Source organism: Nakamurella deserti (assembly GCF_003260015.1).
In the GTDB taxonomy this organism is placed as follows: Bacteria; Actinomycetota; Actinomycetes; order Mycobacteriales; family Nakamurellaceae; genus Nakamurella; species Nakamurella deserti.
Map to the genome: position 1 here is coordinate 1,451,314 of NZ_QCXS01000002.1, position 25,424 is coordinate 1,476,737.

The following is a 25,424-nucleotide window of genomic DNA, read 5'->3' on the forward strand; positions in this document are numbered from 1 at the left end:
GGCGTCCCCCGCCGCCCGTCGTCGGTGGACGTGCACGGGCCGTGAGGCACACACCCGGTTGAGAGGCCCGGCCTCCTGACATCCGTCAGCGTCGGACGCCGCGGACGTCGTGCACCAGGTCCGAGCCGGAGCCGAGACCCTGCTGATCGGGGACGAGAGCAGCGGCGGCGTCGCGGTCGTCCTCGAAGCCCCGCTGCACGCCGGCGGTCAGCTGCTCGAGCTGACGGTCCAGTTCGGGTCGGCGCGACGCCGGGGCCACGGACCTCAGGTCCTCCAGGGCCGCCCGCAGTCGCCGCGCGACCTGCGGGGACCTGGCGCCGACGATGTGGAGCTCGTCGAAGGCGAGGCGGACATAGCCCGTCCAGTCCAGAGCGGGGACGACCAGCCGCAGCACCCCGGACCGGTCGTGGTGCGCACCGGTGGGGATGGTGCGGTTCGCCAGCTGGCGGAGCGCATCGTGCAGCCGGTCGACGGCCTGCACCGTCGTGGTGGGGTCGCCGAAGGGGTCGGACACCCCGCGTTCGGCGATGTCGACGAGCTGGCGGAACCCGTACGCCGGGTCCTCCGGGTAGGAGCGCTCGTTCCCCAGCGCCACCAGGTCGGCGACGTGGGGCCGGTCCAGTCGGGAGCCGTCGCCGGCGTCGACCAGCAGCAGCGGCGCCCCGGCGCAGACGAAGTCGCCCATCGCCGGGACCATCCGCAGGGTGCAGTCGGCGGCCGTGGCCGCTGCGACCAGCCCCGGGATGTCGATGCGGACGACGACACCCGGTTCCGGGGCCGGGATCACCCGCGGGTCGGGGTCGGGTCGGGCGGCGGGACCGGCGGGGTACGCGCGGTTCAACTCCTCGTGCAGGTGATCCCCGACGAGGTCGATGAGCCCGGCCACCCGCAGCGTCTGACCGGCATGGTGGACGTAGAGCACGAGGGCGATCACGCTGCCCAGCATGAGCAGATAGGCGAGCAGCATGGTCAGCCCGGGAACGTAGCCTTCGCCTCCGTCGGCCGAATCGTCCACCCGCGGGAGGGCGAGCAAGGCGTAGACCAGGGTGGCCGCGAACAGGCCGTGGGTGTACTGGCTCGTGCGGTCGTGCAGCAGCGCTCCCACGATCCGGGGCGAGAACTGTCCCATCGCGAGTTGCACCGCCACCGTGATGACGGTCAGCACCAGCGTGATCAGCGTGACCAGCGAGGTGACGATGGTGCTGAGCACCGTCTGCGCCGCGCTGGGTGAGCCGGTCACCCAGCGGGGCACCAGGTCGTTCCCGGTGGCCCGGTCGATCGCGGCGGCGGCGACGCAGGAACCGACCCCGGCGGCCAGGCACAGCAGCGGAACCAGCCACAGGCTGTTGCGCACCGCGAGCAGCAGCTTCTGGCTGGTCACCGCGGTCGGGCCGGGCCGCCGGCACCGCGGGCCGCCTGCACACCCTTCCGTGGTGTGCACCCGGAGGTGGCATCCCTCCGGAGGAACGGCAGGTCGGGGCGCCCGACCCGCCGGTGCACCGGCGCGCCGAGGCCCTGGCCGGTCATGCCGGAGAGCCCGTCACGCCGTGGGGCTGGAAGACCGCACGGACGCAACCATCCTGCTTGTCCTTGAACATCCGGTAGCCCTGGGGCCCCTGGTCCAGCGGCATCACGTGGGTGGCGAGGTGCTCGGTGTTCAGCTCGCCGTCGGCGATGTGCTGCAGGATCCGGGGGATGTAGCGGTGCCCGTGCTGCTGGGCGCCCCGCACCGTCATGCCTTTGTTCATGATGGCGCCGAAGGGGAACTTGTCGACCACTCCGCCGAACACACCGAGCGCGAACAGGCTGCCCCCCTTACGGCAGGCGTAGATCGCCTCGCGCAGCGCGGTGGGCCGGTCGGACTGCAGCCGCAACTGTTGCTTGAGCTGGTCGTACAGGTACTGGGGACCCGTACCGTGCGCCTCCATCCCGACGGCCTCGATGCACACGTCGGGGCCGCGGCCGCCGGTGCGTTCCTTCAGCTCCGCGAGGACGTCGTCCTTGGCGTAGTCGAGGGTTTCGGCGCCGATGTACCGACTCACCTGCTGCAGGCGTTCGGGTAGCCGGTCGATGACGATGACCTGTTCGGCACCCATGAGCATCGCGCCGCGGGCCGCCATCTGCCCGACCCCACCGGCACCCCAGACCGCGACGGTGTCCCCGGGTGTGATGCCGGCGAGGTTCGCTCCGGTCCAGCCGGTGGGGGCCGCGTCGGAGGCGAACAGTGCCGCCAGGTCCGACACCCCGTCCGGGACGGCGAACGCGCCCTGGTCGGCGTAGGGCACGCGCACGTACTCGGCGTGGCTGCCGGCGAACCCGCCGAGGGCGTGGCTGTAGGCGAAGCAGCCACCGATCGAGCTGCCCCACATCCCCTCGGTCAGGCCCGGGTTGGGGTTGCCGTTGTCGCACAGCGAGAACAGCTCCCGTGAGCAGTACCAGCACTGCCCGCAGGCGATGAACGAGCAGACGGTGACCCGGTCGCCCACCTTGTGGTTGCGAACGGCCTTGCCGACCTCGGCGACCTCGCCCATGAACTCGTGGCCGAGGACGTCCCCGGCCCGCATCGTCGGGATGTAGCCGCCGAGCAGATGCAGGTCGGACCCGCAGGTCGTGGTCAACCGCACCTTGAGGATGATGTCGCGGTCGTTGAGGATCGTGGGGTCGTCGACCGTCTCGACGGCGGTCTCGTTGACCCCGGTCCAGCACAGCGCCTTCACAGCACTCCCTCCCCACCGGCGCGCCTGGTCGCCGCGTCCACGACGGCTCCGGTCGGGGTGAGCTTCCGCCGGCCGTGCGGCGCAGGATCCACACGCAACACCTCCCCGACCTCGATCAGTTGCTTGGCTTCGCGGAGTGCGGCGCGGACCTGCTGACGAGGGTCGTCGCCCGACAGCCGGGCGGCCGCGGATGCCGCTCCACGGGGTTCCGGGCCGCGGAGCCGGGCACGCAGCTCGCTGCCCTTGTCGCCCGGTGCGGGGCGCACCTGGACCTCGACGAGGTCGCCGAGCGCGGCCAGCGGGGCGGGTACGCGGTTGTCGGGCATGACGTCCTGCGGGCTCCGGTTGACCGTGACGGCCCGCCACCGCGAGCGGGATTCACCGGCCGCACCGGCAGGTCCGGCCACCCGCCGCTGGATCCGCCGGACCAGGGCCGCGGCGCCCGCTCCGACGGCCAGGACCGCGGTGCCGATCGCCCGGCGCGTCATCGGGCGTCACCCGCGGCGGCACCGACGCCGGCGAGCGTCTGCACAATCGTCCGACAGAATGCGGGCAGGTCGTCCGGGGACCTGCTGGTGATGAGATTGCCGTCGATGACGACCTCCTCGTCGACCACGGTCGCACCGGCGTTGCGCAGATCGGTGCGGATGCTGGGGAACGACGTCAGGGTCCGCCCGGACACCACACCGGCCTCCAACAGGGTCCACGGTCCGTGACAGATCGACGCGACCGGCTTGTCCGCCGCCATGAACGCGCGGACGAAGGTGACCGCCGCCTCGTCGACCCGCAGTTTGTCGGGGTTGACCGTCCCGCCCGGCAGCAGTAACGCGTCGTAGTCGTCCACCGACGCCGAACGCACCAGCGCATCGACGTCGAACGTGCCGGCCGCGTCGAGGTCGTTGTCGCGCGCCTGGATCTGCCCGTCGTGCAGCGAGAGCAGCTCCGTTCTCGCACCGGCCCGGTCCAACGCCTGCCGGGGCTGCTCCAGCTCCACCCGTTCCACACCGTCCGCGGCCAGGATCGCCACCCGCCTGCCGTTGAGTTCGCCTGTCATGATCTCTCCTTCGCCGTGCTGGGTTCCCGCCGTGGTGGTCGAGGGTCGCGGTCGCGGTCGGGGGCGCGGCCAACCTGTGCGGTTCACCGGGGCGGACGGCGGTCGAGGGTCCGACCGCCGTCCGCGCACCGGCTCAGGTGTCGACGGGCGGTCAGGCCTTGGACAGCGCCGGCTTGAGCACGACCTTGGTCCAGCCGTCGTCACGGGCGTCGAAGTGGGCGTAGGCGTCGGGCCCCTCGTCCAGCGAAAGCTCGTGACTGACGATGAAGGAGGGGGTCGCTCTGCCGCCGGCGATCAGGTCCCGCAGCCGCCGGTTGTACTTCTTGACCGGGCACTGGCCCGAGCCCATCGTCTGCCCCTTGAACCAGTGCAGGCCGTAGTCGAACGCCACCTGACCCTGCTTGGCCAAGTCGTCGACGCCGCCCGGGTCCTGCGGGACGTAGACACCGACGGAGCCGATGCCACCGGTGAACCGCACGGACTTGACCAGGTTGTTCAGCGTCATGCTCGGGTCCTCCGAGCCCTGCGGGTCGTGGGCCTGGTATCCCACGCACTCGCAGCCCCGGTCCGCACCCAGTCCCATCGTCTGGTCCAGGACGGCCTGGACGGGGTCGGTCGAACTGTCGTCGATCGCGATCGCGCCGATGCTCTCGGCCAGGCGCAGCCGGTCGGGGTGCCGGTCGACCACCATCACCTTCCCGGCCCCCTTGAGCATCGCCGAGTAGGCGGCCATCAACCCCACCGGGCCCGCCCCGTAGATCACGACCGAGTCGCCGGGGACGACGCCGGCCAGCTCCGTGGCGTGGTAGCCGGTCGGGAAGATGTCGGCCACCATGACGTAGTCGTTCTCCTTCTCGACCGCGTCCTCGCCCAGACGCAGGCAGTTGTGATCGCCGTAGGGCACCCGCAGCAGCTCGGCCTGCCCGCCCTGCCAGGGACCCATGTCGGCGAAGCCGTACGCAGCCCCGGCCAGCTGCGGGTCCGGCTGGGTGGTCAGGCAGTAGTTGGTGAAACCACGCTCGCAGTTCTTGCAGAACCCGCACGAGACGTTGAACGGCAGCACCACCCGCTCGCCGACCTTGACCTTGTCCACTCCGTTCCCGACCTCGATCACCTCGCCGAGGTTCTCGTGGCCGAACCACCGGCCGGTCTCGAAATCGGTACGGCCCTCGTACATGTGCAGGTCCGACCCGCAGATGTTCGTGGTCGTGATCCGCACCAGGACATCCGTGGGACGCTCGATCGTGGCGTCCGGGACCTCCTTCACGCTGACCTGCCGCGGCCCTTCGTAGACCAGTGCCTTCATGTCTGCTCCTTCTCCGATGTCGTGCTCGGCTTCCGGATACCGGGGTACCGTCGACGGGTACCCCGGGCCTCACCTGCGCCAGCCAACCCCCATCCGCGCCGCGGCACATCGGTAGAACGACCGACACAGCCGCCTGTGGCGGCGGAAGCGGCGGATCCATGTACCGATCGAAGAACGCCGGACTCATCGCGGCCGACGTGTCCCGGATCGCCGCCAACCCCGACAGCCCGCGGTCTGTACATCCCCTCCGCTCTGCTGTGAGACGGTGACCGATCCGGTCGCCCTCCGGTGACCTCGTCCTCACGTCCCCCGGTCGCGGGCAGCTCCAGCCGACAGGGACCCGTGGCGTGCTCGCGACCTCGTCGGAGCCACGCTGCCGACCGGCACGAAGGTTCCGAACCCCGGCTGGGACCGCGCCCCTCCCCGTCGGTCGTCACGGTGCCGGGGGCGGCAGGGGCCGTGATCGCTCCGTCGGCGAGGCTCCGGGCCGACACACCGGTTCCGGCTCGTGTCCACGACACGAGGGTCCCCGGGGAGTGCGCGCCCGCGGCTCAGACGGCTCCGGTGAAGTCGTGCTGCCGCCAGGCCTCGTAGATGACGATCGACGCGCTGTTGGCCAGGTTCAACGACCGCCGGCCGGCCAGCATCGGGATCCGCACCCGGTCGGTGACCTGCGGCATGGACAGCACCGACTCCGGCAATCCGACCGACTCCGGACCGAACAGCAGCACATCGCCGGCGCGGTAGGCGATGTCGGTGTGCCGGGTGGTGGCGCGGCCGGTGTAGGCGAAGACCCGCTCCGGACGCAACGCCGCCCAGGCGGTCGTGAGATCGGGGTGCACGGTGACATCGGCGAGGTCGTGGTAGTCCAGGCCGGCGCGCTTGAGCTTGCTGTCGCTCAGATCGAAACCCAGCGGTTCGATCAGGTGCAGCTCGCACCCGGTGACGGCGGAGAGCCGGATCGCGTTGCCGGTGTTGGGCGGGATCTCGGGCTGGAAGAAGACGACTCGGAACACCGGCCCACCCTACGGTCCGTGCCGTAGGTTGCCCGCCGACCCTGAGGTACATCGCACACCGGTGGCGGCACGCCCGGGTTGAGATGGGGCGGTGGCCCCGACCAGCATGGGGGGATGAGCGACACACCGAACGGCCCTACCCGTCCCGCGCCGTCGTCCCCCGCCGGCGCCCGCAGCGATCTGCCCCCGGTGCAGGAGACCGAAGGCGTCAGCCTGATGGGCGCGCTGCGCAACCTCGACCTCAAGGCCCGCCCCGACCTCAAGCGCGCCGTGCCCGCGCTGCTCGTCGCCATCCTGGCGTTCGTCTGCGGGTCCAACCTGGGCGGGTTGAACCGGCAGGTCGACGCCGACGTCTCGCTCTTCGGCTGGGTGCTCAACATCCCCGCCGGCTGGGTGATCGTGCTCGTCCTCGGACTGGCCGTGGTCTTCGTGGTGTTCGGCGTGATGGCGGGCCGGGCCGTGGCACGTGAGCTGTCGCGGGTCAGCACCGGCCGCGCCGGAGTGGCCGCCGGGTCGGCGATCCGGCTGATCTGCCTGATCCTGACCTACCTCACCGTGGGACTCGGGCTGCTCGCCCTGCTGCAGGTCGATCTGGGCAACCTGCTGGTCGGTGGTGCCGTCACCGGTGTGGTGATCGGTATCGCCGCCCAGCAGACCCTCGGCAACTTCTTCGCCGGTCTCGTGTTGTTCTTCGCCCGGCCCTACGTTCCGGGTCAGCGCGTCAAGGTGCACAGCGGCGGCCTCGGTGGCCCGTTCATCGGCGTCATCGTCGGTGCGGGCCTGCTCTACACCTTCATCGAGACCAGGGCCGGCGTGGTCAGCCTGCCGAACGCCGGTCTGCTGGCCTCCGCCATCGGTCCCCCCGACGACGACGCCGACGACGACGCGGTCGAGCCCGCCGAGACGGACACGGACACGGACACCACCCGCACGGACACCACCCGCACGGACACCGACGCCGGTCCCGCTCCGGACGACCAGGGCGCCGCGACCGGCCGTCCGCCGCTCCCGCGCTGACCGGCCGGGACCGCCGTTGCCGGCGTCCGGTGCCCGACGAGCGGACCCCGTCCACAGTGCCCCGCATCACCGGGTGACGTCGCTAACGTCGTACCGTGCCGGACGTCTGCCGGCAACACGGGTGCCGCAGGCTTGACCGATGACCGACTCCCCCATGACCCGCCACGTCACCGCCGACATCGATCTCGACGTCACCGCACCCGGAAAGATCGTCTACCAGATCGCGGTCGCCCGGGCCCCCGGCCTGACCGTCGACGAGAACCTCACGCTCACCCTCGACGGGTCGCCGTTGACGCCCCACGAGGTGGTCGGCGTCGCGGGCTCCCGGTTCCACGTCGTCGAGCCGGCGACGACCGGAAAGCTGCTGCTGTCCTATCAGGCCACCGTCACCGGCCGGGCGGACGCTCCCGAGGCCGACGAGGCGCAGCTGATCGAATACCTGCGGCCCAGCCGCTACGCCGAGTCCGACAAGCTCGCCGCCATCGCCTTCCGGGAGTTCGGCCACCTCTCGAGCACCGAGGAGCTGCTCGGTGGTATCGCGGCCTGGGTGGGCGGGCACCTGAGCTACGTCTCCGGAAGCAGCGACCCCATCGACGGCTCCGTGGACACCTACCTGCTCGGTCAGGGCGTGTGCCGCGACTACGCGCACCTCGTCGTCGCCTTCCTCCGCGGACGCGACATCCCCGCCCGCCTCGTCGCGGTCTACGCCCCGGGGCTGGACCCGATGGACTTCCACGCGGTCGCCGAGGCCTACGTCGACGGGCGGTGGCGGGTCGTCGACGGCACCCTGCTCGCCCCCCGGTCGACGTTGCTGCGCATCGCCACCGGCCGCGATGCCGCCGACACCGCCTTCCTGGACAACTTCGGCGGCGGCATCCGGTTCAACGGCGCCACCGTCACCGCTACGGTGGACGGCGCCCTGCCGTCCGACGACCCGCGGACGCTGGTCACCCTGGGCTGAGCCGTCGCCGGCCCGCCCCTGCGAGGACGGAGCACCGACGTGTCCGACCATGTCGACGTGCTCATCGTCGGGGCGGGCCTGTCCGGCATCGGGACCGCCTGCCGGCTGGTCCGCGAGTGCCCGGACGCCACCTTCGCGGTGCTGGAGTGCCGCGACGCCACCGGCGGCACCTGGGACGTGTTCCGCTACCCCGGGGTGCGGTCGGACTCCGACATGCTCACCCTGTCGTACGACTTCCGGCTGTGGCCGCACGACGGGACCCTCGCCGACGGCGCCGCCATCCTCCACTACCTGCGGGAGACCGCCGCGGCCTACGGGATCGACCGGCGCGTGCGGTTCCGGCACCGCGCGGTCGCCGCGTCGTGGTCGAGCGCCGACGCCCGCTGGACCGTCACCGTGCGGGACGAGAACCGTGGCTCCGAAACCATTGTCACCTGCAGCATGCTCTCCGTGTGCACCGGTTACTACCGGCTCGACCGCGGCTGGACGCCGGACTTCCCGGGCCTGTCGGACTTCGCCGGCCCGGTCGTGCATCCGCAGCACTGGCCGGACGGTCTCCCGGTCGAGGGCCGCCGGGTCGCCGTGATCGGCAGCGGCGCGACCGCGATGTCGATGGTGCCGGCGCTCGCCGCGGCGGGCGCCCGGGTGACGATGGTGCAGCGCACCCCGAGCTGGGTCGCCGCACTGCCGTCCCGGGACCGCGGGGCCGACGCGGCGCGTCGGCTCCCCCGGCGCCTCGCGCGACAGGCGTTGCGGTGGCGCAACATCGTCGTGTCCGTCGCGACCTACCAGCTCAGCCGACGGCGCCCGGCGGTCCTGGAGCGGATCCTGCGGCGCGGTGCGCTGCACCACCTGCCGCCCGCGGTCGTCGACGCCCACTTCACCCCCGCCTACCGCCCGTGGGACCAGCGGCTGTGTCTGGTGCCCGACGGTGACCTGCTGGACCTGGTCGCCGACGGCACGGTGGAGCTGGTCACCGACACCGTCGAGCGGTTCGGGCCCGGCGGGCCGGAGCTCGGCTCGGGGCGGCACGTCGACGCCGACATCGTCGTCACCGCCACCGGTCTGGAGATCCTGCTGGCGGGCGGCATGCACCTGACCGTCGACGGCCGCGACGTCGATCCGGCGTCGACGGTCGGCTGGAAGGCGATGATGCTGTCGGGGGTGCCGAACCTGGTGATCACCGTCGGCTACACCAACGCGTCCTGGACGCTCAAGTCCGACCTCGTCGCGGGTCACCTGTGCCGACTGTGGAAGCACCGGCAGCGGCACGGTTGGACGACGGTGGTGCCGGACACCCCGGCGCTGCGGCCCGACGAGCTGCGGCCGATGTTCGACCTGCGGTCGGGCTACGTCCTGCGCAGCCGACATCTGTTGCCGCGACAGGGCCCTCGGGGGCCGTGGAGGTCACGGCAGAACTACCTGCGCGACCGGCCGTCGGTCCGCCGCGGCCGCCTGACCGACGGGTTGACCTTCTCCCGCGCGGCGCCCTGAGCGCGTCAGCGCCGCCGCGGCACCTCGAGGGCCACGACGAACTGCCCGCCACCGGGCTCCACCGACGCCGTCAACGGCATCCCCGGAGTCAGCCGGGAGAAGCGGTCGACGAGCCAGGCCGCGGTCTCGTCGGCGTCGGACCGGCTCGGGCAGCGGGCGACGACCTCCCGCCCGCCTTTGCGTGCCAGCCGTTCGGCCACACCGGTCAACGACGCCGGATCCGACACGAACAGCCGTTCCGGCCACGGGACGACCGCGGCGACCGCGCCCTTGCGGGTGTTGCACGCCCGGTGCGCGAGGCGGTCGGCCGGGTCGACGCCGCTGTTCTTCTTCGCCTTGGCCGCGGCGGCTCCGCGGGTGTCCACGCTCGGTCCACGGCCGTCGTTGACCGACATGTCGCGGTCGACCGGCTCGTCGCACAGCCAGCAGCGCCAGCCGTCGCGGTCACCGACCTCGTCTAGGGTGCTCACGGGCGGATGCGGGAGCAGGAGGACGACATCGGCCGAGCCTAACCGCCGCCGTCTGCGAGGATGACCCGATGTCTGCGCTCCCGGTGCCGCCGCCGTCCGCCCGCGAGCACTTCATCGCCGGTCTGCCCAAGGCCGAGCTGCACGTGCACCACATCGGCTCGGCGTCGCCGCAGACCGTGGCCCGGCTCGCCGCCGCGCACCCGGGCTCGCCGGTGCCCGCCGATCCGGAGGCGTTGGCCGCGTACTTCACCTTCACCGACTTCGCGCACTTCATCGAGGTGTACCTGTCCGTCGCCGATCTCGTCACCGATGCCGGCGACGTGTGGACGCTGACACACGGAGTCGCCGCCGACATGGCCGCGCTGAACATCCGGTACGCCGAGCTCACCGTCTCCCCCTACTCGCAGATCAGCCGGGGCATCCCGGCCGAGGCGTTCGTGGAGGCCATCGAGGACGCCCGCACGACCGCCGAACGCGACCTGGGGATCGTGCTGCGTTGGTGCTTCGACATCCCGGGCGAGTCCGGGCTACCGGCCGCCGAGGTCACCGCCGACGTCGCCACCCGGCTGCGGCCGGACGGTCTGGTCAGCTTCGGGCTGGGCGGCCCCGAGATCGGGGTGCCGCGGCCCCAGTTCGGGCCGTACTTCGACCGGGCCCGGGCAGCCGGGTTGCACAGCGTCCCCCACGCGGGCGAGACGACCGGCCCGCAGACCGTCTGGGACGCCATCACCGTGCTCGGTGCCGAGCGCATCGGCCACGGCACCACGGCGATCCAGGACCCGCGGCTGGTCGAGTACCTGGTGGAGCACGACATCCCGCTGGAGGTGTGTCCGACCTCCAACCTGGCCACGCGCGCGGTGTCCTCGCTCGCCGAGCACCCGCTGCCCGCGCTGGTCGCCGCCGGAGTGCCGGTCAGCATCTCCTCCGACGACCCACCGATGTTCTCCACCGACCTCAACCGCGAGTACGCCGTCGCCGCCGACCTTCTCGGCCTGGACGACGCCGGCATCGCCGAGCTGGCCCTGGCGGCGGTCCGTCAGTCGTTCGCCCCGGACGACGTGAAGGTCAGCCTCGCGGCGGAGATCACCGCCTACCGGGACGGTTCCGCCGGCTGACCGACGGTCACCCGGGCCGGCGGGCGAAGGCCGGTGCGTGCTCCGGGAGCGCCCCCACCCCGACCAGCCGGGCCGGGATCGCCTGCAGGAACGGCAGTCGCGCCACGACGCGCAGACCCCACGGCATCCGGGTACCGCTCCCGCGGCCCGACAACGCCGCCCGGATCACCGTGCGGTGCGCGATCCGCTGACCGCCCTGGGTGATCGCGACCGGCCACCACCGGCGGCGGTGCACGCGGACGGCCGCCCGGTCGACCGCCGCCGGATCGGGAGCCGCGACGCGCAGCACCGGAGCGAGGAAGCGGGCCGCGGCGACCGCGTCCTGGACGGCCAGGTTGATGCCGACGCCGCCCACCGGCGACATCGCGTGCGCCGCATCGCCTATGCACAGCAGTCCCGGTGCGGACCAGCGGTGCAACCGGTTCAACGCCACCCGGAGCAGCTTCACGTCGTCCCACGCACGCACGCCCCGCACCCGGTCACCGAGCCAGGGGTGCAACTCGCGCAGCGCCTCCTGCAGCTCGGTCACGGGCACCGACCGGCGCTGGGCGTCGTCGCCGGCGGGCAGCAGGTAGGCCACCTGGTAGTGGTCACCGCGGTCGAGCAGGATGACCATCCGGCCGCCGGACACCCGGGCCAGCGCGCCCGCCGGGTCCTGCTGGTCCCCGCGGGGCAGCCGGAACCACCACACGTCCATCGGCACCCGGAAGTCACGCAGCGGCAGCCCCGATCCGGTGCGCAGCACCGAGTCCCGTCCGTCGCAAGCGACGACGAGGTCCGCGGTCAGCTCGTGGGTGCCGCCGTCGGCGTCCGTCCACCGCACGCCGGTCACCCGCCCGCGGCTGCTGATCGTGCCGTCGACGCGGGCGCGCCGCAGCAGGGTGAAGCCCGGTTCGGCGGCGGCCGCGCGGGCCAGCAGGTCCAGCAGGTGCCACTGCGGCACCATCGCGATGAACGGGTGCGGTTGCCGCAGCCGCGACAGGTCCGCCACCGGGGCCTCGCCCGCGTCCAGGATCACCGACGCCCGCTCGATCGGCTTCCAGGGCAGCTGTGAGAACTCCGGCCACAACCCGAGCTCGTCCAGCAGGGTCATCGTGGACGGATGCACGGTGTCGCCCCGGAAGTCGCGGAGGAAGTCGGCGTGCTTCTCCAGGACGGTGACGTCCACGCCCGCCCGCGCCAGCAGCAGCCCCAGGAACAGCCCCGCCGGCCCGCCGCCCACGACCGCGCAGGTCGTCCGGGTGGGTGTGCCCATGCCTCCTCCTCCGGCGGCCGGGGACGGCGCCGGCCGGTTCCATCTCACCCCACCGGCCCAGGGGCGTCCACCGGCCGATTGGGTAATTGCTGCTCAGAAGCCGTCGCGGACGGCCGGTGAGCAGGAGGTCGATGTGGGAGTGTTCGGTGCGATCAGCGGTCAGGTCGCCAAGCGGGTGGCACCGACGGCGGGTGGCGGGTTGGTCCGTTCGATGCTCGAGAAGGCCATCGACGGCGGCGGACCGATCCCCGGGGCCGCGAAATCCGGTGACGCCGCCCTGCGCAAGGCCGGCGGTGACGTCGACGCGGCGATCGACGCACTGATCGCCCAGCACGTGAAGCTCTCGGGGGCGCAGGGCTTCCTCACCAACGTCGGTGGTGTGCTCACGATGGCCGCCACCATCCCGCTCAACATCGCCGGCCTGATCCTGCTGCAGTGCCACCTCGCCGCGTCGATCCTGCACGTCCGCGGCTACGACCTCACCCGGCCGGCGGTCCGGGACGCCGTGCTGGTCTGCCTGCTCGAGAACGACGCCCGCAAGGCGCTGTCGAAGTCGCAGGGGCTCACCATCAGCCCGGCGGCGTTGGCCACCGCCGACCCGCGACCGGAGACGCAGGACGCCATCGCCCAGGCCGTCACGACCCAGCTGATCGCCCTGACCGGCGGCAAGCAGATCGCCAAGTTCGTCGCCCGACGCATCCCCGTGCTCGGTGGCGCCATCGGTGGCGCCGGGGACGCGTGGGCGACGCGCAGCATCGGGCGGGAGGCCTCCAGGGTGCCGCCCGCGTCGGCGCTGAGCATCAGCGTCTGACCCGGACCCGCCGGATCCGCCGGCGGCCGTCACCTCAGGAAGGGATCGTCGTGGACGAACCGGACGGTGCCGACGCCGCGCGGCGGGCCGGGTGGGGCCTGTCACCGGAGTCCCCGGAACCGACGGGTGACCGGGCCCGCCCGGCCGGCGCGTCCGAGTCCCTCGTCCGGTTCCCCGGCGACCAGCCGCCGACCGGACCCTCCGACGGGCACGGTGTCGATCACTGGGTCGACCACCCGCGTCCGCTGGTGATACCGCGCCAGCGCGACCGCCCGGTCGATCCCTGACCACCGGTCCGCCAGACGGTACGCGCGCGTACGGCGTCGCCGGCCTCGGCCAGGTGCGGAGCACGGACAGGGGGCGCCGTCGGTACCACGGGGGGTGTGTGGGCCGGTTGCCCGATCCGTCGTGGAGCACCCCCGCACACAGGACGACCCCCGTCGGAGACGGGGGTCGGCAGTGGTGGTGCGCCATCAGGGACTTGAACCCCGAACCCGCTGATTAAGAGTCAGCTGCTCTGCCAATTGAGCTAATGGCGCCGGTGATCGTGACTGCTGCGTTGCTGTACGACCGAGAGATGACTCTACAGGGCGACCCCCGCGAACTTCAAAACGGCTGGTCAGCGCGGTGTCAGGCGTCCGACGAGCCGCCGACCGTCCGAGCGGCGGCGTCGCGGACGACGTCGGCCAGGTCGGACCGCTGCGCGTACGACCGCAGCTGGAAGGTCGCGCCGGTGCCGGTCCGCCGCAGCCGCCGGACGGCGGTCTCCACCCGCGCGGTGTCGCCGTTGGCGGCCAGCGCCGGGGCGATGTGGTCGACCAGGGCCGCCAGCTGCCGGTGGGCCGGCACCGCCGTAGTGGCGACCACGTCCACCAGGTCGTCGGCCATCCCCCACCGGGCGGCCCGCCAGGCGGCCGCCCGCAGCAGGCCCACGCTGACCGGCGCCGGATCGCGCCCGTCGCGCCATTCGGCGGCCGCGGTGTCCACCAGCCCGCGGGCCAGCGCGGCGATCAACAGGGCGTCGGCGATGTCGGTGCAGACGTCCGGCACCCGGATCTCCACCGTCGGGTAGTGCGACGACAGCCGGGCGTCGAAGTACATCATCCCCACGTCCATCGCCGCGCCCGACGCGAGCCGCTCGTCCATCGCCCGCCGGTAACCGTCGAGATCACCGAACGTCTCCGTGGGCCCGGCCGTCGGCCACAGGCCCCACATGATGCTGCGGTAACTCGCATAGCCGGTCAGCTCCCCGTGCCAGAACGGCGAGTTGCCCGAGATGGCGGTGAGCACCGCGAGCCACGGCCGGATCCGGTCCAGTACCGCCACCCCCTCCTCGGGGGACGCGACCGAGACGTGGACGTGCTGGCCGCAGGTCAGCTGCTGGCGGGCGAGAAGACCGAACTTCTGGGTCATCTCGGCGTAGCGCGCGCCGTCACTGATGGTGGGACGCACCTTGAACGGACTGGACGCGATGGCCACCACGTCCGCGCCGTGTCGCCGCGCCGCGGCGCTCATCTCGGTCCGCAGCCGGTGCACCTCGTCGCCGATGGCCGCGATCGAGGTGCTCGGTGCGGAGCCGAGTTCCACCTGTTCCTTCTTGAACTCGGGCTCGAACTGGTCCGGCCACGCCCGGGCGTCGGCCACCACCCGGTCTCCGACCGGCAGCGGGCGCATGGTGTCGGAGCTGACGACGAGCAGCTCCTCCTCGATACCGACGGTGCGCAAGCGACCCCCTCGTCCGTGCCCGGCGCTGACCCGGGGCGGGGTGAGCCTACAAACGGCCTGTTGCCCGGGGGTTTCGTCGTCGACCGGGGGGCTCCGACGCCCCGTGGGTGCTGGGCGGTCGCGCGTGGCACGCTGGGTCGATGGTGCGGGGACTCGGGATCGCGGCGCTGTGCGCGCTGCTGGCGTTCCTGGTGGCCGGGGTGGCGCCCGCCGACACCTCGGCCCGCGTCGACGCCGCCGCCCAGCAGGCGCTGGACGCGGTCACCACCGGAACCTTCGACCCGGGTCGCCCGGCCGGGTCCTTCCCCGCGGACTTCGGCGCGGTGATGGGATACGAACCCGTCGTGGTCACCAGCCGCGAGGGGAACCCCATCCTCATCAAGCCCACCGGCGACTGCTCGGCGTTCGCCGGTGAGACCCGGTACCTGTTCGCCCACGTCTGCATGGAGCACGACCTGGCCTACGACGTGCTGCGCTACTCCGCGGCGGTCGGTCGCCCGCTGCCCGCCGACAGCCGGCGTCAGGCCGACGCGATGTTCCGCCGCGAGCTGCATGCGAACTGCACCTGGTCCCCGTGGACGGGTGTGGACCTCGGCGTCTGTCACGCCTGGGCCGAGGGGTTTGCCGAGGCCGTCGAGTTCAACTCGTGGCGGCAGGGTTTCCGGCCCCCGCCACTCCACGAGTCGCCCCTGCGCTGGTCGCTGTGCTGCCTGCTGTTCGTCGTCCTGCTCGGCAGCCGGGTGATGATGGACCGGTTCGACCCGCACCGCACCCCGCTGACCGTCGGAGGGACCCGATGAGCACCGCCACCCGGCTGGCCGCCGACCTGGACCTGGCGCCGCTGCCGTCCGAAGGCGGTTGGTTCCGCCGCACCTCCGGGGAGCCCGACCGCTCGGTCATCCTGTTCCTCGTCGGGGACGGCGAGTTCTCCGCCCTGCACCGCCTCACCGCGGCCGAGGACTACCGGTATCTCGCCGGCGCACCTCTGCGCCTGCTGCTGCTCGACGACACCGGCTCCCGGGAGGTCGTCCTGGACGCCCGGCGCCCGGCGCACCGGGTCGAGCCCGGTGTCTGGCAGGGCTCGTCGTCCGACGGTGACTGGACCCTGGTGACCACCGCGGTGTCCCCCGCGTTCGACTGGGAGATGTTCGAGCTCGGCGAGCGGGTGGCGCTGCAGCACCGCTGGCCGGCGGTCGCTGGCCGGATCGCCGAACTCAGCCGGCCACCCGCCTGACCCGCGGGTCGGCCGGTGGCCGGCCGGTTCAGCCGAGCTCGCCGCGGATCCGGGACACCCGCTCCCGGACGTCGGCACGGACCGCGTCCTCGTCCAGCACGGTGACCCGCCGGTCGGCGACCAGGCGGCGCCCGGCCACGAACACGTCGGTGACGAGGGCGCCTGTCGCGGCGTAGGCGACGAACGAGGTGACGTCGGGAAGCGGGGTGCCGGTCGCGCCCGACACGTCCAGCACCACCAGGTCGGCCGGCTCCCCGACCCGGATGCGCCCGGTCCCGCCCGCCCGGGCCGCCAACGCGCCGCCGCGCGTCGCCCAGCCGAGGACCTCCGCGCCGGAGAGCACCGACGGGTCCTCGGCGACCCCGCGATGCAGGATCGCGCCCATCTTGAGCTCCTCGAACAGGTCGAGGGTGTTGTTGGACGCGACGGAGTCGGTCCCCAGCGCGAGCCGGACCCCGGCGTCGCGGTAGTGCGGCGCCGGCGCGATCCCGGCACCGAGCTTGAGGTTGGACACCGGGTTGTGCGAGACGGTGACGTTCGGCCGGGCGAGCAGCCCGATGTCCCCGTCCACCGGGTGCACGGCGTGCGCGACGTGGACCTGCGCGTCGAGCAGCCCGAGGTCGGCAACCAGCCGGATCGGCGAGACCCCGTGCGCGGCCAGCGCGTCGTCGACCTCACGACGCGTCTCGGACAGGTGGATGTGCACCCCGAGGCCGTCGTCGCGGGTCCGGCGGGCGACGTCCCGGATCAGCTCCGGCGGGCAGGTGTACGGCGCGTGCAGGCCGTAGCCGACGGTGATCAGTGGATGACCGGCGTACGCGGCGGCGAGCCGCGGGGTGTCGTCCAGGACGACCCGCCCCGGCCGGTCGTCGGCGTTCGGGAAGGCGACCGCGTCGTAGGCGAACACGGCGGGCGCCACGTTGGCGCGCATCCCGGACCCGGCCACGATGTCCAGCAACGCGTCATCCCACTGGAACATGTCGACGAAGCCGGTGGTGCCGGACCGCAGCATCTCCACCAGGGCCAGCCGCAGCCCGGCAGCGATGTCGTCGGCGGTCATCCGCAGCTCGAAGGCGCGGACGTGGGTCAGCCAGGTGTGCAGCGGGACGTCGTCGGAGTGCCCGCGCAGCAACGTCATGGCCGAATGCGTGTGGCCGTTGGTCATCCCCGGTATCACGACCCGGCCGCCGAGGTCGAGGTCGCCGTCCCGCGGAACGCCGTCGTAGGGCGCGAGACCGCCGACGTGGCCGTCGGGGTCGATGCTCAGCGCGGCGTTGCGGTGGACGACGCCGGGTTCGGCCAGGACGGTCGCGTCGACCAGGCGGGTCACGGTCGCGTCAGGCGTTCTTGCCCGACATGGTGACCCACTCGTCCCACGGCACGGCCCAGTCGTAGATGTCGCCGTCCTCGGCCGAGAGCGTCACGTCGGTGCCGGTGACCTCGACGGGGTCGCCCCACATCGCCGACTTGTAGTACTCCTCGGCGTGCGCGAGCGACAGGTTCACGCAGCCGTGGCTGACGTTGGTGTTGCCCTGCGCGTCGACGCTGTTGGGGTTGGCGTGGATGAACTCACCGTTGTCGGAGATCCGGACCGCCCACTTCTCCAGCTGGTCGACGTAGCCGTACTTCGGGTTGCTCATCAGCTTCTCCTCGAAGAACTCGTTCACGACGTGGATGCCGGAACGGGTCGTGAGGTCGGCGTTGGTGCCGCGGCCGTAGGAGGCCGGATAGGTCGCCACGGTGACACCGTCACGCTGCACCACGAGTTCGTGCGAGTTGACGTCGGCCTTGACGACCTGGTTACGCCCGATGGTGAAGTCGCTGGTGACGTCCTCCCGGCCCCAGTAGCCGTCGCCGAAACTGACGCCGTAGACGTCGGCCTGGACGTGGACGGTCGTGCCGGCCGGCCAGTACTCCTTCGGCCGGTAGTCCAGCGCCCAGAGGCCGTCGTCGTGCTGGATCCACGCCCACGCACCCTCGACGGCCGGGGTGGTGGTGATCGAGATGGCCTTCTCGACGGCGGCCCGGTCCGCCGGCTCGACGCCGAAGCGGACCTCGACGGGTGCCGCGACGCCGACGGTCTCACCGTCGCCGGGGCTGATGATCGTGCGCGCGGTGTCGGCGGGATCGACGGTCGTCCACGTCCCGCTGATCGGGGTGGCGGCACCGGCGGCGTTCGTCGCGGACCCGGCGAGCGTGTAGGTCTTGCCGTAGCCCAGCTCCTCGCCCAGCGTCCAGGACGTCCGGTCGGCGTTCAGCTCACCGGCGACGACCTTGCCGTCGGGGTTGGTGAGGGTCAGCTCGGAGAGGGTGCCGCCGGTGACCGCGACGCTCATGGCGTCGGTCGGCGACAACTCGTCGGTGCCCAGCGCCGGCGTCGCCGTGACCTGGGCGGCCGGGACGGTCGGCGTCGTGGACGTGGACGTCGTGGACGTGGACGACGTGGGTGTGGACGACGTGCCGGTCGGGCCGGTGGCGGTGTCCGGGGTGGTGCCCGCAGCCGAGGTGGTCAGCGAGGAACCCACGGCCGGCGACGGCGTGGACACCTCCGACGGCCCTGACGTGCAGGAGACCAGCAGCGTCAGCGAGGTGGCCGCCGCGATCACGGACAGGAGAGGACGTGCGAACTTCATGGAACCGCCTTGCTCGTCATTCGCCGGTGCTGGTCGACCTGCAGGTTCGTTCACGATCGACACAGCTTCGGCATCGACGGGGCGGCACAACCGTCCAAGGTCTCAAGATAGCCGCCGGGGCGTCCCGAGCGGCGTGAAGTCGGCCACCGGGGTGTCGGGCAACCTCGACGGCCGGTGCCGCCATCAGCGGAAACAGGCGGCGCCGCAGCGCCGCCTGGATCAGCGCAGGAGCTTGCGGAGGATCAGCGCACCGACGACGATGCCCACGGCGATCAACGGGAACTTGATCTGCGGCTGCTGGACCTTGGTGAGGGCCTTGTCCTTGCTCTCGTTGGCGAGACGCTTGGGGTTGGCACGGACGGTCAGCTCGTCGACGGTGACCGCCAGGGCATCACGGGCGCGTTCGATCTCGGCCTGGATGGTGTCTGCGTCACGGGCCACAGTGGTGTTCCTTGTCCTCGGGTGTGTCCGGGAGTGATCACTCTCCCCCGGGCGCACGACTGCGCTCGAAGTCAATACCCTAACGCCATGACCACGACACCCCCCGCAAAGGGCGACACCGCCCCGGGCTTCACGCTCACCGACGCCGACACCAACGACGTCTCGCTGTCCGACTTCGCCGGCAGGAAGGTCATCCTGTACTTCTACCCGGCGGCGATGACCCCGGGGTGCACCACCGAGGCGTGCGAGTTCACCGCCGCCCGCGAGACCCTCGACACCGGCGGTTATGTCGTGCTCGGGGTGTCCCCGGACGCGCCCGACAGGCTGGTGCAGTTCCGGGCCAAGGAGAACCTCGACATCACCCTGCTGTCCGATCCGGACCACACCGTCCACGAGCAGTGGGGCGCCTGGGGCGAGAAGTCGCTGTACGGCAAGAAGATGGAAGGCGTGATCCGGTCCACGTTCGTCATCGACGAGAACGGCACCGTCGTGGAGGCGTGGCGCAACGTCAAGGCCACCGGCCACGTCGACCGGGTGCTGGCCAAGCTGGGCCTGTCGTCCTGATCCGTCGGCTCCCGCCCGGCGGCACGACCCGGTCTACAGTGGTGGCGCCGGACGGGTGAGTGTCCGGCGTGGGGCCGTAGCCCAATTGGCAGAGGCACACGGTTTAGGTCCGTGCCAGTGAGGGTTCGACTCCCTCCGGCCCCACGTTCGCACCTGCGCGAAGCCCCCACTCCTGTCCGGTATGCCCGGTTCGCGGGCATGTGCTGTCTGCGGTCGCCGAACGACGCCAGGTGCATACCGGCCCGACGTCGTGCGACCGGCCGGGCACCGCCTGCCTGTCAGGGGTGGCGAACGCCGGTTCGAGCTCTTGGAGTCGGTGGCGGAGCGCGTGGCGGCCGGTCGAGGGTGCGTTCGTCGCCGCGGTCGATCAGCAACTGGTGGCGACCTCCTGGGCGGTCGGCAGGGACATCCTGGATCGGCACTCCGAGCAGGGTTGGTACGTGCCCGGGCCATCTCCACCTGAGGCCCCTGCCGCTGTCCCGGTCTCTCAGCGCCCACTGCTCGAGTTCCGCTACGCGCCGCCCTCGCGACGATACGTAGCGCGACGGATGGTGCTCCCGGACCCGAAGGCGCAGCATTCCTCGAGCCGGGTCCCTCGCTCAAGGGTGTCCTGTGTGGAGGCACTGGTGCTTCTACACAAAGCTGCCCGCACCGGCTGCGAGCAAGAATTTCGCCATCGTCTTGAGGAGAACATGACGGACTGCGGTCAACCGCCCACCACCAGGTCGGATAAGCGGCGGGCGACTCTTCCCATGATGGTGGCGACGACCAACTTGCGCCCGGTAGGGGTTGACGCCGGAGCACCGCCCCCCGGTCCAACAGGAGGTGCTCCGGCTGCGGTCCAGGCGCCGCGGGACGCACTGTTCGTCGGGGCGGCATCGCTGACTGACCGTTCGGCGGTCGAGCCGGTGGGACGGTTCACGGATCCTGCTGGGGGTCTGGCGTCCGGCGCGACTGGCGCGGCTGAGTACCGCCCCATCGCACCTGAGTGCGAGGCGCCGTCGATGGATGGCCTTCGTGGATTCCCGACCGCGCGACGTGAGCGCATCGGATCCCGGTCATCGAAGGGTCGGTGGGGGCGTGGGTACCGGATTGGTCGCCCCATCGGTCATCACCGCTGTCCGCGTCGCGAGAAGCTCGCTGGCGCGGCGGATGTCGAACGACACCGGTGCGTCGGTCAGAACGGCAACAGATCCTACGTACCCTTCCGGCAGTCTCAGATCCGCCAGCGTGGCGGGAAGGCGACGCCCGCGGTATGTCAGCAGGGCGGGAGGCCGGTGAGCCCGGGTGACCCGCACCTCGGTCAGCGGGGCGGCTACGCCGTGGCCGGTTGCTTTGGCGACGGCTTCTCTGCGGCACCATTCGGTGGCGATCTCCGCCGCCGGACCGGTCACCTCGGTGAGACCGAGTGCGGCGCTGACGCTCTCGTCGAACCGGGCGGTTGTTTCCACGTCGACACCGACTGGTGCATGGCGGGAGACCGCCACGATGACGAGATCACCGCTGTGAGCGACAGAGAACTCGGCTCCAGCTGTGCGGGGTTTCCCATGGTCTCCGCCGCATTGGGAGCAGAGCCGCTCGATGACGACGGAGTTCGCGGCGATACCCAGCTCGTTGGCCACCGTCACCTTGGCCAGCACGATGCCGAGCGTGGTCCTGGCTCGATCCTCGTCGCGTCGAAGAGCAGCTATCCGCCTGACTTCGGCCGCGGTCAGCAGCGATTCGGCAAGCGAGGGCCGCGCTGACAGCGTCGCGTACCGCACGCGCGCGACTGTCGTGGCGTCGTGGGTGGTCTCCGGCACCACGCCAGGATCACTCTCGGACGCCGACGATGTCCACCTTCGGTGGTGACGCGCATGCGTGCCACACCTGCCCGTTCTCGGACACGCGTGTGTTCTGTCAACCGCTGCAATGTCGTACCGCCCACTGACGATGAGGAGTCCAGGTGGTTGTCCCCACCACAGCGCCGCACACCGATCCCATCGCGCGCACAGAGCCGGTTTTCGACACACTTCCTGTCGACCTTCTCGTGCACAGGGCGGGCGAGGCTCCCGACCGTCCCGCGTACACCCACCTGGTCGACGGCGAGCGGGAGGGAATCACCCTCACCTACGGTGACCTCGACCGACGTGCGCGGTCCATCGCTGCCGTATTGCGGGACGCTGGGGCGGCCGGCGAGCGCGTCGTGGTGATGGTGGCCGACGAGATCGGCTTCATCGAGTCGTTCTTCGGGATTCTGTATGCCGGTGCGGTCGCTGTGCCCACCTATCCCCCGTTGCGGTCGAATCACGTTCAACGCAGTCGGGGTGTCATCGTCGATTCCGGGGCACGGTTCCTGCTCGCCCCGGCCAAGACCATCGACATGTTCGCCGCCACCACCGACGCGCACTTCGCCGACCATCTGCGCGTCATCGCCTGGGAGGACCTTTCCGGACCAGGGGGCGATGAGCCGCCCACTTCGGTGCCGCCTGGGGCGCCGTGTTTCCTGCAGTACACGTCCGGGTCAACCGGGACACCGAAAGGGGTCATCGTCACCCACGGCAACATCGCTGCCAACGTGTCCATGATCGCTGCAGCATTGAACCTCGGCGCCGACGACCCCGTTGCGAGCTGGAACCCGCTGTTTCACGACATGGGCCTGATGACCGGAGTCTTCTTTCCGCTCTACACCGGCGGCCGGGCCTATCTGATGTCTCCGACCGCCTTCGTTCAGCGGCCCCAGAGGCTACTCCGGGCGGTGGCTCGGTACCGGGCCGCGCTGATCACGGGTCCGAATTTCTCGTATCAGATGCTCGTCGACTCCGTCAGCCAGGACGGACGCGATGAGCTGGATCTGAGTTCGCTACGAGTGGCGCTGAACGGGGCAGAACCGGTCAGGCGGGCGACGTTGGAGGCGTTCGAGGAGACCTTCACACCGTGCGGGCTGAGGCCGGGGACGATCATGCCTGCTTACGGGCTGGCGGAGGCGACGGTGTACGTATCGGGTGGCCCCGCTGGTCGCTCGTGGCGCTCTCACGTCGAACGGGACCTGGTCGGTCACGGGACCGGGGCTGCCGGTCAGGTCCTCCGCGTGGTGTCACTCGAGACCGGTGAACACTGCCCTGCCGGCGTCTCCGGCGAGATCTGGATCGCTGGGCCGCATGTGACGCCCGGCTACTGGAACCCTCCGGACCCGGACGACACGTTCGGAACGCTGCTTGAGGACGGCGTACCTGTGCGGTTCCTGCGCACCGGGGATGCGGGTCACCTCGACGAGAACGGCGAGCTGTACATCACGGGGCGGATCAAGGATCTGATCATCGTGCGCGGACGCAATTACTCGCCCGCCGACCTCGAACGGGTCGCCGAAGATGCGGCGCACCCGATCCGGGTCTCTGGCGCGGCGGCCTTCGCCGTGGAAGAGCCAGGCGACGACCGCGTCGTGATCGTTCTGGAGGTGAGGTCAGCCGGCGTCTCGAACGCTACGGGCGTTACACAGAGGGTCGTCCGGGCGGTCGGACGCGAGACAGGGGTGGTCGTCTCTGAGGTGGTCTTGTCTTCTACCCGGCTCCCCCGAACCACCAGCGGCAAGATCCAGCGGCACCGGGCCCGGGCCGACTATGTGCACAGCACTCGGAGTCAGGATGGTGGCCAGCAGTGAACCGCACCGACATAGAGCAGTTCGTGGTCTCGGCAGTCGCCGCCGCGTTGGGCGTGCCGGACGGCGAGGTGCCGGTCGAGGTGCCCCTGGATGAGCAGGGCATGGACTCGCTCGCCATGATCAAGCTCGCCTCCAGCTTGTCAGAGGTGCTCGGAGTGCCCGTCGACCCGACGCTGTGTTACGAGTACCCGGACGTTCCGTCGCTCTGCGCCCAACTGGCCCGCATGGCCGGCGGTGGCGCCGGGTCGCCAGTGCCCGTCGATCTCGGTCCACGGCGTGAGCGGTGGCTTCCGGGACCGTTCATCACCGCGCGGACACCATGGCAACGGCGATTGGCCACGGTGTGTGCGGAAGTGATCCACGTCGACCGGGTGGGGCTGTACGACGCGTTCCATGAATTGTTTCTCGGCGACGCGGCGGTGGTGGCCGCGTGGCGCCAGGCGTTGGAGGCGCTCGGGGTCGAGTGGACGGCAACGGTTGCTCGAGCCCCGCATGTGGCCGCGCTCGCAGACACCGTGGAGGCCGATCTCAAAGGCCACGCGGTGGCTCCTGAGCTGGCGGCCCCCAGCACGTTGGAAGACGAAGCCATGTTGCCCGACGACATCCGCCCGTCGCCGGCAGGAGCGGTTCCGTCGGGCATCGACACTGTGTTGCTGACCGGGGCCACCGGCTACGTCGGCGCCTACCTGTTGCACGAGCTCCTCCGGCGCCCAGATCTACGGGTGATCTGTCTTGTCCGGGCGCAGTCGGTGGCGGCCGGCCGGGACCGCATCGAGAAAAACATGCAGCGTTACGACCTGCCCTTCTCAGCCGCCGGATCCGAACGTGTGGAGGTCGTCCTCGGCGACCTGGCCGCACCGAGACTGGGTTTGACCGATGCAGTGTGGGCCGACCTCGCCTGTCGGTCTGACGTGATCGTCCACAACGGTGCCTGGGTCAATTTCGTCCTGCCCTACCAGCCCCTCAAACCCGTCAACGTGGGCGGGACCCTGGAGATGCTGCGCTTGGCTACAGGACAACGAACGATCCCGATGCACTTCATTTCGACGCTGTGGATCTTGGCGACCGATGACGACGGGCTCTCCCGCACTGTTCTGGAAGACGACACGACCGGGGACAGCGAGAACCTGCCGAACGGCTACGAACAGAGCAAATGGGTGTCTGACCGGCTCGTCCAGACAGCGATGCAACGCGGCCACCCCGCGTCCATCCACCGCCTTGGGCTCATGTCCGGCGAGTCCGCCGGCGGCCGTTACCACCAGGCCGGCGACTTCCTCTCCTGCTTCATCAAGGGCTGCCTGCAGATGGGGGCCATGCCGTCCCTGGACCAGGAGCTCGAGATGGTGCCCGTGGACTTCGCTGCCCGGGTGGTCGTCGACCGGGTTCTCGACCCGACTGTGTCCGGACGCTGTTACCACCTGACCCATCCGGACGCGGCCAACGCGACGGACGCACTGCCCGTCCTCCGAGACTTGGGATACCCCCTACGGGCTCTGGGGTGGGACGAATGGAAATCGGAGTTCCTTGGCCTGGGACCACGACTGGAGTCGAATGCGCTAGCTCCGTTCGTCGAGTTCCTCCGCCCTATTGCGCCTCACCAAACCGGATTACCACCTCTGGACCTCGCAAACTTCCAAGCCGCGGTGGCCTCCTCGGGAGCCCGGTGTCTGCCTTCGATGCAGCTGCTGAGAAGGTACGTGAACGACTTCCAGAGATCCGGATTCATCGAACGTCCCACACGAATGGACCGCTTGATGTAACCGATCATCATCGGCGCCCGCCCGCCCGCACGGCTTGCTGGCTTCGTGGACGCTCGTGAAGGCTGGAGCAGGGTTGAGGAGTCTCGAGGACAGAATCTGCTCTCATCCCACCAGGGCGGCTTCCCATCCCGCCGGGGCGGCATCATCGCGACGGCCGCATAATCGGCGCGTGCAGCAATGAGGTTGCGCGATCGGATGGGCAACCCCGCCG

The 25,424-nt window shown here is 71.1% G+C and carries 23 protein-coding genes and 2 tRNA genes; 11 read left to right on the forward strand and 14 right to left on the reverse strand.

Annotated elements, in window-relative coordinates; genetic code table 11:
• Positions 1-85 precede the first annotated feature (85 nt).
• From DB033_RS06595 to DB033_RS06620, 6 genes are all read right to left on the reverse strand, one after another.
• Positions 86-1,381, reverse strand: a complete 1,296-nt coding sequence (locus DB033_RS06595) for a DUF2254 domain-containing protein (protein WP_157970551.1) — start codon at positions 1,379-1,381, stop codon at positions 86-88.
• Positions 1,382-1,523: 142 nt separating this feature from the next.
• Positions 1,524-2,717: a zinc-dependent alcohol dehydrogenase gene (locus tag DB033_RS06600; RefSeq protein WP_111765982.1), complete on the reverse strand. Its 1,194-nt coding sequence runs from the start codon at positions 2,715-2,717 to the stop codon at positions 1,524-1,526.
• On the reverse strand, positions 2,714-3,205 hold the full coding sequence (locus tag DB033_RS06605) for a hypothetical protein (protein WP_111765983.1): 492 nt from the start codon (positions 3,203-3,205) through the stop codon (positions 2,714-2,716). The genes DB033_RS06600 and DB033_RS06605 overlap by 4 nt, the downstream gene beginning before the upstream one ends.
• The gene (locus tag DB033_RS06610; RefSeq protein WP_111765984.1) at positions 3,202-3,771 is read right to left on the reverse strand and encodes a type 1 glutamine amidotransferase domain-containing protein; all 570 of its coding nucleotides are present in this window, start codon (positions 3,769-3,771) and stop codon (positions 3,202-3,204) included. Before DB033_RS06610 ends, DB033_RS06605 begins: the two co-directional genes overlap by 4 nt.
• Positions 3,772-3,922: 151 nt before the next feature.
• Entirely contained in the window at positions 3,923-5,077 is a 1,155-nt protein-coding gene (locus DB033_RS06615; RefSeq protein WP_111765985.1) for a glutathione-independent formaldehyde dehydrogenase, read from the reverse strand.
• Between the two features lie 551 nt (positions 5,078-5,628).
• Positions 5,629-6,093 carry a tRNA (cytidine(34)-2'-O)-methyltransferase gene (locus tag DB033_RS06620; protein ID WP_111765986.1) on the reverse strand — a complete coding sequence of 155 codons (465 nt, stop codon included), beginning with the start codon at positions 6,091-6,093 and terminating at the stop codon, positions 5,629-5,631.
• 114 nt (positions 6,094-6,207) lie between these two features.
• On the opposite strand from DB033_RS06620, the gene DB033_RS21085 reads away from it, so the two are divergent.
• The 3 genes from DB033_RS21085 (at position 6,208) to DB033_RS06635 (ending at position 9,565) form a co-directional block, all read left to right on the forward strand.
• Complete coding sequence (locus tag DB033_RS21085; protein ID WP_205843685.1) at positions 6,208-7,110, forward strand: mechanosensitive ion channel domain-containing protein; 903 nt, start codon at positions 6,208-6,210, stop codon at positions 7,108-7,110.
• Between the two features lie 139 nt (positions 7,111-7,249).
• Positions 7,250-8,071 (forward strand): transglutaminase-like domain-containing protein, encoded by an 822-nt coding sequence (locus tag DB033_RS06630; RefSeq protein WP_240615772.1) that lies wholly within the window; start codon positions 7,250-7,252, stop codon positions 8,069-8,071.
• 39 nt (positions 8,072-8,110) lie between these two features.
• Positions 8,111-9,565 (forward strand): flavin-containing monooxygenase, encoded by a 1,455-nt coding sequence (locus tag DB033_RS06635; protein WP_111765987.1) that lies wholly within the window; start codon positions 8,111-8,113, stop codon positions 9,563-9,565.
• Between the two features lie 5 nt (positions 9,566-9,570).
• On the opposite strand, the gene DB033_RS06640 is transcribed toward DB033_RS06635, so the two are convergent.
• Positions 9,571-10,035 (reverse strand): hypothetical protein, encoded by a 465-nt coding sequence (locus DB033_RS06640; protein ID WP_111765988.1) that lies wholly within the window; start codon positions 10,033-10,035, stop codon positions 9,571-9,573.
• 68 nt (positions 10,036-10,103) lie between these two features.
• Between DB033_RS06640 and DB033_RS06645 the strand changes: the two genes are divergently transcribed.
• The gene (locus tag DB033_RS06645) at positions 10,104-11,150 is read left to right on the forward strand and encodes an adenosine deaminase (RefSeq protein ID WP_111765989.1); all 1,047 of its coding nucleotides are present in this window, start codon (positions 10,104-10,106) and stop codon (positions 11,148-11,150) included.
• A 7-nt stretch (positions 11,151-11,157) separates the two neighbouring features.
• On the opposite strand, the gene DB033_RS06650 is transcribed toward DB033_RS06645, so the two are convergent.
• Positions 11,158-12,405 carry an FAD-dependent oxidoreductase gene (locus DB033_RS06650; RefSeq protein ID WP_111765990.1) on the reverse strand — a complete coding sequence of 416 codons (1,248 nt, stop codon included), beginning with the start codon at positions 12,403-12,405 and terminating at the stop codon, positions 11,158-11,160.
• A 133-nt stretch (positions 12,406-12,538) separates the two neighbouring features.
• On the opposite strand from DB033_RS06650, the gene DB033_RS06655 reads away from it, so the two are divergent.
• Positions 12,539-13,216, forward strand: a complete 678-nt coding sequence (locus tag DB033_RS06655) for an EcsC family protein (protein WP_157970552.1) — start codon at positions 12,539-12,541, stop codon at positions 13,214-13,216.
• Positions 13,217-13,679: 463 nt separating this feature from the next.
• On the opposite strand, the gene DB033_RS06665 is transcribed toward DB033_RS06655, so the two are convergent.
• Positions 13,680-13,755: transfer RNA gene (locus DB033_RS06665), tRNA-Lys, on the reverse strand.
• A gap of 91 nt (positions 13,756-13,846) precedes the next feature.
• Positions 13,847-14,941: a carboxylate-amine ligase gene (locus DB033_RS06670; protein WP_111765993.1), complete on the reverse strand. Its 1,095-nt coding sequence runs from the start codon at positions 14,939-14,941 to the stop codon at positions 13,847-13,849.
• Between the two features lie 140 nt (positions 14,942-15,081).
• Here DB033_RS06670 and DB033_RS06675 point away from each other — a divergent pair, with 140 nt between their 5' ends.
• Entirely contained in the window at positions 15,082-15,741 is a 660-nt protein-coding gene (locus DB033_RS06675) for a hypothetical protein (protein WP_111765994.1), read from the forward strand.
• Positions 15,738-16,175 (forward strand): cupin domain-containing protein, encoded by a 438-nt coding sequence (locus DB033_RS06680; RefSeq protein ID WP_111765995.1) that lies wholly within the window; start codon positions 15,738-15,740, stop codon positions 16,173-16,175. Before DB033_RS06675 ends, DB033_RS06680 begins: the two co-directional genes overlap by 4 nt.
• 28 nt (positions 16,176-16,203) lie before the next feature.
• Here the strand turns inward: DB033_RS06680 and DB033_RS06685 are convergent, their stop codons facing one another.
• The 3 genes from DB033_RS06685 to DB033_RS06695 form a co-directional block, all read right to left on the reverse strand.
• A complete protein-coding gene (locus DB033_RS06685; RefSeq protein ID WP_111765996.1) occupies positions 16,204-17,505 on the reverse strand; it encodes an amidohydrolase in 1,302 nt (433 codons plus the stop codon).
• A 7-nt stretch (positions 17,506-17,512) separates the two neighbouring features.
• The gene (locus tag DB033_RS06690) at positions 17,513-18,808 is read right to left on the reverse strand and encodes a L,D-transpeptidase (protein WP_111765997.1); all 1,296 of its coding nucleotides are present in this window, start codon (positions 18,806-18,808) and stop codon (positions 17,513-17,515) included.
• Between the two features lie 219 nt (positions 18,809-19,027).
• Complete coding sequence (locus tag DB033_RS06695; protein ID WP_111765998.1) at positions 19,028-19,249, reverse strand: DUF3618 domain-containing protein; 222 nt, start codon at positions 19,247-19,249, stop codon at positions 19,028-19,030.
• A gap of 87 nt (positions 19,250-19,336) precedes the next feature.
• Here DB033_RS06695 and bcp point away from each other — a divergent pair, with 87 nt between their 5' ends.
• On the forward strand, positions 19,337-19,813 hold the full coding sequence (gene bcp / locus DB033_RS06700; RefSeq protein WP_111765999.1) for a thioredoxin-dependent thiol peroxidase: 477 nt from the start codon (positions 19,337-19,339) through the stop codon (positions 19,811-19,813).
• A 70-nt stretch (positions 19,814-19,883) separates the two neighbouring features.
• Positions 19,884-19,957, forward strand: a tRNA-Leu gene (locus tag DB033_RS06705).
• Positions 19,958-20,871: 914 nt separating this feature from the next.
• On the opposite strand, the gene DB033_RS06710 is transcribed toward DB033_RS06705, so the two are convergent.
• Positions 20,872-21,615 (reverse strand): 4'-phosphopantetheinyl transferase family protein, encoded by a 744-nt coding sequence (locus tag DB033_RS06710; protein ID WP_157970553.1) that lies wholly within the window; start codon positions 21,613-21,615, stop codon positions 20,872-20,874.
• A 143-nt stretch (positions 21,616-21,758) separates the two neighbouring features.
• Here DB033_RS06710 and DB033_RS06715 point away from each other — a divergent pair, with 143 nt between their 5' ends.
• Together DB033_RS06715 and DB033_RS06720 are read left to right on the forward strand one after the other, a co-directional pair.
• Positions 21,759-23,453: a fatty acyl-AMP ligase gene (locus DB033_RS06715; RefSeq protein WP_111766001.1), complete on the forward strand. Its 1,695-nt coding sequence runs from the start codon at positions 21,759-21,761 to the stop codon at positions 23,451-23,453.
• The gene (locus tag DB033_RS06720) at positions 23,450-25,213 is read left to right on the forward strand and encodes a thioester reductase domain-containing protein (protein WP_111766002.1); all 1,764 of its coding nucleotides are present in this window, start codon (positions 23,450-23,452) and stop codon (positions 25,211-25,213) included. The genes DB033_RS06715 and DB033_RS06720 overlap by 4 nt, the downstream gene beginning before the upstream one ends.
• The last annotated feature ends 211 nt before the right edge of the window (positions 25,214-25,424 follow it).